Source organism: Paenibacillus solisilvae (assembly GCF_042656405.1).
In the GTDB taxonomy this organism is placed as follows: domain Bacteria; phylum Bacillota; class Bacilli; order Paenibacillales; family Paenibacillaceae; genus Paenibacillus_Z; species Paenibacillus_Z solisilvae.
This window is the reverse complement of sequence record NZ_JBHSOW010000019.1, coordinates 1-7,369: the sequence shown is the minus strand read 5'-3', so window position 1 is coordinate 7,369 and position 7,369 is coordinate 1. Positions and strand designations below refer to the sequence as shown.

Genomic DNA, 7,369 nt, shown 5'->3' with positions numbered 1-7,369 from the left:
TTCGTGCTTCTTTACAGAAACAAGCTATCTGCCAAGTGATTAAAACTTACTTTTGGGACAGCCCCTTTATTTTAGTTGTAAAGTGTGCTGTTGATTTAATATCGCATGCCCGACACTCTTGAGAGAGATTGTCGTTTTGATCGCTTTCCTTCAAAACCGCGTCGTTTGGAAGAAGTCGATAAACTCCTTAACGATCGGTGTAAAAAACCGGTTTTTGTTGTAGATGAAAAATATACCCCTCGACAAATTCTCCGAGTCCAAACTTTTATAAATCAACTGCCCTTTCTTTACCTCTTCCTCAACGGCTAAACGAGATAGCAAGGATATGCCCACCCGGCATATGACGGCGCGCTTGATCGCTTCCGTCGTCCCAAGCTCGATGCCGCCCCTGCGTTCGATCTGATGCTGACCTGCCCAAGCCTCCATCATCCGGCGGGAAGCCGAATCCTGTTCTCTTAAAATCCAATATTCGTTTTGAAGCAGCTCCGGTCCAATTCTGTCGGCGTCAGCCAGCGTGTGGCCTGGATAAACAACCAGACCAAGCTCATCGTCAATTAAAGGCATACAAACGAGATCCGGATCGTCGACTTTGTTTTCGGCGACAAGACCGAAATCAATTTCAAATTTTCTCACCATATCCACGATTTGCGGCGAGTTCTTCACCTGCAGGACGATATGAACGTCGGGATAAAACTCGCGCATCCTGCCGAGCAGCTTCGGAAGGAAATACGTCGCCGGCGTATTGCTCGATCCGATAACGATTTTACCGATTTTAAACTGTGCGTAGTCGGACAGTACCTGCTGCGCTTCATCGGTCCACGAGATAATGCGGGAAGCATAATGAAGGAGCGCTTTCCCTTCTTCGGTTAGCAGCACCATCTTATGCTTATAGATAAAAAGCTGCACGCCCGCCTCACGCTCCAGATTCTTCATATGAAACGTGACAGACGGTTGTTTGATTTGGAGCAATTCCGCGACAACCGTCAGCTTCTTATATTCGTTGATCAATACTAAAATCTTTAACTGCTGCAAATTGAACAAATGTCCTCGTCTCCTTCATGTATAGATTATATCTATACAATATAGGGAAAACATTACGTAATCATTAACGTTATTTTAATTTCAGGTTAATTTCCCCCTGACACTTGCTACTTAAAATGAAGATAATTCACATAGATAAGGAGATGGAAGACGTGGAAGGTCAGGTTGCTGCAAGCGGGATAACAAGAGTGCCAGCCGAGCTGACGAAGCAAATTCCGCAGAGGAAGAGAAACATCAGCCGTTTTCTGAAGCCGTATCTATTCATATTTCCGGCCATGGCGTTTCTCGTTATATTTGTGATGCTGCCTCTAATCATGTCGGTTGTGTTGAGCTTTACCGATTGGAACTTGATCTCTGTCGATTTTAATTGGGTCGCTCTGCAAAATTACCGAACGATGCTGAGCGATAATGATTTTTGGAAGGTTGTCGGAAATACGTTGATATTCGGAGTTTTTTCAGTCGGATTTACGGTTGCCGCCGCCATCGTGCTAGCAGTTCTGCTTGATAAAAAAATCAGAGGTATCCGTTATTTCAGAAGCTTGATTTTTCTGCCGTACATCACGCCGATGGTTGCCGTCAGTACAGTATGGATTTGGATGTACGATCAGCATTTCGGATTGCTTAACTGGTTTTCGGAGCTGCTCGGAGGGCCGCAAATCCCTTGGCTGACCCAACCGGGCTGGGCGATGGTCGCATTGATCATCGTAAAAGTTTGGAAAGTTGTCGGATATTACACCGTTCTGCTGATTGCCGGCATACAAAACATTCCCGAAGATTTGTACGAAGCGGCTCGGGTCGACGGTGCAGGAGAGAGGCATATCTTCTTCAGGATTACACTTCCGCTGCTCTCGCCTTATATTTTGTTTATTATCATCGTTGCGGTCATCGCTTCGTTTCAAGATTTCGATATGGTGCTTACAATGACGAGCGGGGGACCGGCGGACAGCACGAACATGCTCATTTATTATTTGTATCAATTCGGGTTCGAGTTTTTTGAAGTAGGCTACGCTTCTTCCGTATCGGTGTTCCTGTTTATCATCCTGTTTGTCATCACATGGCTGCAGATGTATGTCTCCAAAAAGTGGGTGCATTATTGATGAAAACCATGCAGACGTTGCAAAATTCGATGATCGTCGGAATATTGTCCGTGCTTTCGATCATCATGGCTCTTCCTTTTGTCTGGATGTTTATCACCTCCTTTAAAGCATATGACGAAGTATTCATTTATCCGCCGCAGTTCATCCCGGCAACGCTTCATTGGTCGAACTTTGTCGATGTGCTGAAGTCCGCGCCTTTCTTGACATACTTCAGAAACAGCGTAACGATGACGATCATGATTACCGTGTTTCAATTAGTTAGTTCCATCCTTGCCGCCTATGCTTTTGCCAGGATGAACTTCAAGGGCCGGCAAACGATATTTCTGATGGTGCTCGCAACCATGATGGTTCCAATCCAAGTCACATTTATTCCAAACTTTCTTATCGTTAAACAATTCGGATTCTTCAACACGTACTGGGCATTGATCGTTCCGTTTTGCGCGAGCGCCTTCGCAATTTTTATGTTCAGACAAGCTTTCCTGCAGGTTCCCAAAGAATTGGAGGAGGCGGCAACGCTTGACGGCTGCACTCATCGGCAGATCATTTGGCACGTCATGATTCCGTTATCGTTATCCCCGATTCTCACGTTCGTGCTGCTCAGCTTTATCTGGCACTATAACGACTTTTTCTGGCCGCTTATCGCAACGAACAGCGAGGAACTAAGAACGCTTCAGGTCGGTTTGTCGAGTATGATCTCGCAGGAAGGCGGTAGCAAAGGAACCCAGTGGAATTTGGTCATGGCCGCGTCGTCGCTCATTATTTTGCCGTTGATTATTATCTTCATCCTGGTGCAAAAGCATATCGTCCAGGGGATCGCTACTACAGGCTTGAAATAACCGCAAGGAACATTTAGCTATTATTTTATCTTCCCGGAGGAGCATACCCATGAAAAAGTCCATTATTTCACTCGCCGCTTTCGCAATGATCGTGTCCGCCTGCTCAAACGCCAAACCAGCCGATAACAGCGCCACTGGCACGGCAAATAATACTGGCAATTCCGCAAGCACGGCAGCGGGCAACAATGCCGCCCCTGTTCAAATCGAGTTCTGGCATGCCATGGGCGGAGAATTAGGGGATGTTCTCCAGCAGCAAATCGACAAGTTCAATCAATCGCAAACTGATGTTGTGGTCAAACCGGTGTTTCAAGAAAGCTACGATGTAACCGGGCAAAAATTGCAGGCTGCAATCGTGGGCGGAAGCGTGCCGGACATCGTCCAATTAAATACGCGGGTGTGGCCTGCATTTGCCAATAACGGAGCGCTGCTGCCTTTGGACGACTACATTAAAAACGATCCTGATTTTAATTTTGCCGACATGAAAAAAGGGTTGATGGTCAACACCGCGTTGAACGGGAAGCAATATACGCTGCCGTATAACCGAAGCACGCCGATTCTGTATTACAACAAAGATATTATGAAGGAAATCGGATTGAATCCGGAAGATCCCGTGAAAACATGGGATGACCTTCAGGCTGCCGCAAAAAAAGCGATGATCGTCAAAAATGGGAAAATCGAGCGTTTCGGTTTTGCCGCCAGTATGTCGGGTTGGTATGATTATTCCATGATTTGGTCCAATGGCGGTGATGTCCTCGGACCCGACATGAAGACGGTTCTGCTGGACAAGCCTGAAGCGGCGCGCGGATTGCAATTGTGGGTAGATATGGTCAACAAGGACAAGACGATGATGCCTCCGGTCGGCGGAACGAGTACAGCGGGCGCCAGCGCGGGCCAAACCCTGAGTACCAGCTTTAACAACGGTCAGGTCGCCTTCTTCATCAGCAGTACCGCCGACCTCGCCAGCCTGAGCAGCAGCGTGAAATTTCCACTCGGCGCAACGTTCCTGCCGAAATTCAACGAGTACGCAACTCCGACGGGCGGCGCCAACCTAGCGATTTTGGCCAATGCTCCCAAGGAAAAGCAGGATGCTGCTTGGAAGTTTATCAAGTTTATGACATCCACGGAGCAAACGATATTTTTCTCGCAAAAATCAGGTTATTTACCAGTACGCGATTCTGCGGTGACATCCCAGGAAATGCAAAGCTATTATACTGCAAATCCGCTCTTTACCGTTGCGTTGAAACAGCTGGATTACGCTAAAGAGGTGCCTTCGCTGGAACAGACAAAACGGATTGAGACGGAAATGAACAAAGCCATGGAAAAAGCGGTTACGACCAATATCCCGGCCGAGCAAGCGATGAAGGAAGCGGCGGACAATATCAGAAAATTTCTAAAGTAAAAACGAATGTGTTTTACTGAGAGAGGAAATGAATTTTCAATGGAAATCAATATTTATCAGTTTGTAGAAGGGGCTCGGCAAGCGAAAGGATTGACTGTCATCATTGATGTATTTCGGGCCTTCTCGGTCGCTTGCTATGTCATGAACAACGGCGTTAAAGACTTGTTTCCGATCGGAAGCATCGAGATGGCTTATAAGCTAAAGGAAGAAAACCCAGAGTTCATTCTGATGGGGGAAAGAGGCGGGCTCATTCAACCCGGCTTTGATTACGGCAATTCCCCCGCTTCCGTTGAATCTGTAGATTTTAACGGGAGAACCGTCGTGCATACGACAAGCGCGGGTACGCAAGGGATTGTCAACGCGATTCATGCCGATGAAATTATTACGGGAAGTTTTGTCAATGCGCAGGCAATCATCGATTATATCCGTGCGAAAAATCCGGATTACGTATCTTTGGTGTGCATGGGCTGGGAAGCGGTGGAAGAGGCGGATGAAGATACGTTATTCGCGAATTATGTGAAAAACGCGTTGGAAGGCAAGCCCAATGATTTTGCAGCCATTGTCCATTACATGCGCCATGAGAGCAAGACCGGCAAGTTTCTGGACGTTCGCGGTGAAGCTTCCGCGCCGACCGAAGATTTTGATTTGTGCTTATGTCTGGATCGTTTCCCCTTTGTATTAAAAGCCGAGCCTTATGGAGACTCTTTGGTGAGGCTGCATAAAGTGAATATGGATAAAGATTGGAGCGCTATCGGATGAAATTACATGCCAACGATCACACAGGGAATCGTCGGGTGCTGATTATCGGAACAGACGGGCTGAGACCGGATAGCGTCGATCTCGAGCTTATGCCGACCTATGCCGAACTGATGAAACGCGGCACGCTGTTCACTTCGTTTCATGCTGCTTTTCCGTCGGAAACGCGGGTCAGCATGACAACGCTCACGACCGGCTGTTATCCCGGCAGCCACGGCGTAGTCAGCAATTTGAAATATGTACCTGGCTTTGGCGAGGACGGGTTTGTCCAAACGGGAAACGATAAGCATCTGTTGTCATACAGGGAGATGAAATCCGAGCCGTTCATCCTGCTTCCGACCTTGGGGGACCGGCTGCACGAACAAGGGAAATGTCTCGCCGTAGCCGCCTCCAGCTCGCCGGGAGCCTCGCTCTTGTGGAACTTGAATCATCCCGAGCTGGTCATCAATCCGTCCTCTTGGTATGGAATAAGCGAGCTTGAACAGCTGCATAATCGGCTCGGTCCCGTTCCGGAAGAGCAAACCAAAGTGAAGAAGGAACGTGCGCTATGGGCTGTACGGGCGCTGACCGACATTCATTTGAAAAACCCGGATAACCAAGTGATGGTTTTATGGTTATCCGAACCGGACTCGAGCCAGCATGATTACGGACTCGGATCTCCGGAAAGCAAAGAAGCTCTCCAACTGATCGATCACTGCGTATCGGAAGTTCTAAAAGCCGTGGAAACAGAAGGGCTTAGCGATCAGCTGGACATCTTCCTGATCAGCGACCACGGCCATTCGACCCTGCAGGCGCAGGGGTCGCTGCAGGGTCATCTGCAGAAGGCGTGCGACGAATTGGGGCTGCAATCCCAGTTTGTCACAGCCGGGCACTATATCTACGCTGCCGCTGGACAAGAACCGTCGCTGCAGGATCTCACTGCTGTCGTTGAATGGCTGCAAGCTCAGGAGTGGTGCGATACTGTGTTCTTCGGAGATCCGTCTATCGGCGATTTGCCCGGCGTCCTGCCGTTGGAGCTGCTGCTCGGACCAATCAATCACAACCGTGCTCCGCTTCTTGCGGTCCAGCCTAGATGGGATAACTCGACGAATGAGTACGGGGTGCCCGGCACGATTCATGCGCCTACGTCCTCTTCGATTCTTTCGACGCACGGTACGGCGAGTCCTTACGATGTCCATGCTTTTTGTTTGGGCGTCGGCGGCAGCTTCAAGCAAGGCCATGTTTCCGATATTCCTTGCGGTATTGTCGATATTGCTCCGACGGCTTGCCATTTGATCGGTCTTCGTCCGGAATCCGGCTTCGATGGCAGGATTCTTTCCGAAGCGATCCAGCCGGAGCTGGTTGACGAGCGGCTTCCGGAGCTTCAAGTTTCGAGAACGAAAGTGGATAAAGGGCTTGTAGGCGCAAAGGGCATACATGTGTTGACCGTAAACGGGACAACATACGTCTCCGGCTAGAAGAGGAAGCGCGCAAACAGCCCAATTAACGGATTCATGCCCGTGTTACTTTCTCATGTTGTATCTGCCGGCAGCCCCTAGTCCTTCTTGCACTGTGCTTTTTACCCCGACTACCGCTAAATACTCCATTTAAACAGAAGAGGTCAGCCAGAAAAACTGGCTGACCTCTTCATACAAACGATAGCATGATGACAAATGGCTGCAGATATCGAATATAACATGACTACGTTGCAGTAAGTAAAACAATGGTTTTTAATCCCTTGTTTCCCTCTTTTATCGCTAAATCTGACTATTTATTTCAAGCTGCGTAATTTGAACAGTTAACTTCAGGTAACTTAATATAAACTTTTTCACTTCTTCTCATGACAGGATTGATTACCTATAATTGAATAGAATCGATGAGCGGAGGTGATTGACGAATGATATACGAATTGAGAATTTATACGATTCTTCCGGGAAGAATCGATGCAATTCGAAAGCGCTTTTCCGATCATACACTAGGTATTTTCGACAGATTGGGCATGCAGGTGTGTGATTTTTGGGAGGATTTAGAAGAACGACCCAAGCTTTATTACACGATGAAATACGAGAGCATCGAAGAACGGACAAGTCAGTGGGAAGCATTCTCACAAGACAAGGAATGGAACGAAGTGAGACAAAGATCCGAACAGGACGGAAAAATTGTCGAACGAGTCGAATCGGTTTTTATGAAACGAGCGGATTATTTTAATAAAAGATAGGGAGGAAACAGCAAATGGAATACACTTACCTGGGAAAGTCCGG

Annotated in this window: 7 protein-coding genes; 6 read left to right on the top strand and 1 reads right to left on the bottom strand. The window is 47.9% G+C overall.

All coding sequences use genetic code 11. The annotated features are described in order from the left end of the window. Positions 1-150 precede the first annotated feature (150 nt). Positions 151-1,041, bottom strand: coding sequence for a LysR substrate-binding domain-containing protein (locus tag ACFPYJ_RS05980; protein ID WP_379187151.1), 891 nt, complete (start codon positions 1,039-1,041; stop codon positions 151-153). A 152-nt stretch (positions 1,042-1,193) separates the two neighbouring features. On the opposite strand from ACFPYJ_RS05980, the gene ACFPYJ_RS05975 reads away from it, so the two are divergent. The 6 genes from ACFPYJ_RS05975 to ACFPYJ_RS05950 all read left to right on the top strand — a co-directional run bounded on the left by ACFPYJ_RS05975 (position 1,194) and on the right by ACFPYJ_RS05950 (position 7,326). After that, positions 1,194-2,138: a carbohydrate ABC transporter permease gene (locus tag ACFPYJ_RS05975; RefSeq protein ID WP_379187150.1), complete on the top strand. Its 945-nt coding sequence runs from the start codon at positions 1,194-1,196 to the stop codon at positions 2,136-2,138. Next, the gene (locus ACFPYJ_RS05970; RefSeq protein ID WP_379187149.1) at positions 2,138-2,974 is read left to right on the top strand and encodes a carbohydrate ABC transporter permease; all 837 of its coding nucleotides are present in this window, start codon (positions 2,138-2,140) and stop codon (positions 2,972-2,974) included. Before ACFPYJ_RS05975 ends, ACFPYJ_RS05970 begins: the two co-directional genes overlap by 1 nt. Positions 2,975-3,023: 49 nt before the next feature. After that, the gene (locus tag ACFPYJ_RS05965; protein ID WP_379187147.1) at positions 3,024-4,373 is read left to right on the top strand and encodes an ABC transporter substrate-binding protein; all 1,350 of its coding nucleotides are present in this window, start codon (positions 3,024-3,026) and stop codon (positions 4,371-4,373) included. 39 nt (positions 4,374-4,412) lie between these two features. After that, the gene (locus tag ACFPYJ_RS05960) at positions 4,413-5,132 is read left to right on the top strand and encodes a 2-phosphosulfolactate phosphatase (protein WP_379187146.1); all 720 of its coding nucleotides are present in this window, start codon (positions 4,413-4,415) and stop codon (positions 5,130-5,132) included. Further along, a complete protein-coding gene (locus ACFPYJ_RS05955; protein ID WP_379187145.1) occupies positions 5,129-6,586 on the top strand; it encodes an alkaline phosphatase family protein in 1,458 nt (485 codons plus the stop codon). The genes ACFPYJ_RS05960 and ACFPYJ_RS05955 overlap by 4 nt, the downstream gene beginning before the upstream one ends. A 419-nt stretch (positions 6,587-7,005) precedes the next feature. Continuing rightward, positions 7,006-7,326: an NIPSNAP family protein gene (locus ACFPYJ_RS05950; RefSeq protein ID WP_379187144.1), complete on the top strand. Its 321-nt coding sequence runs from the start codon at positions 7,006-7,008 to the stop codon at positions 7,324-7,326. Positions 7,327-7,369: the final 43 nt, after the last annotated feature.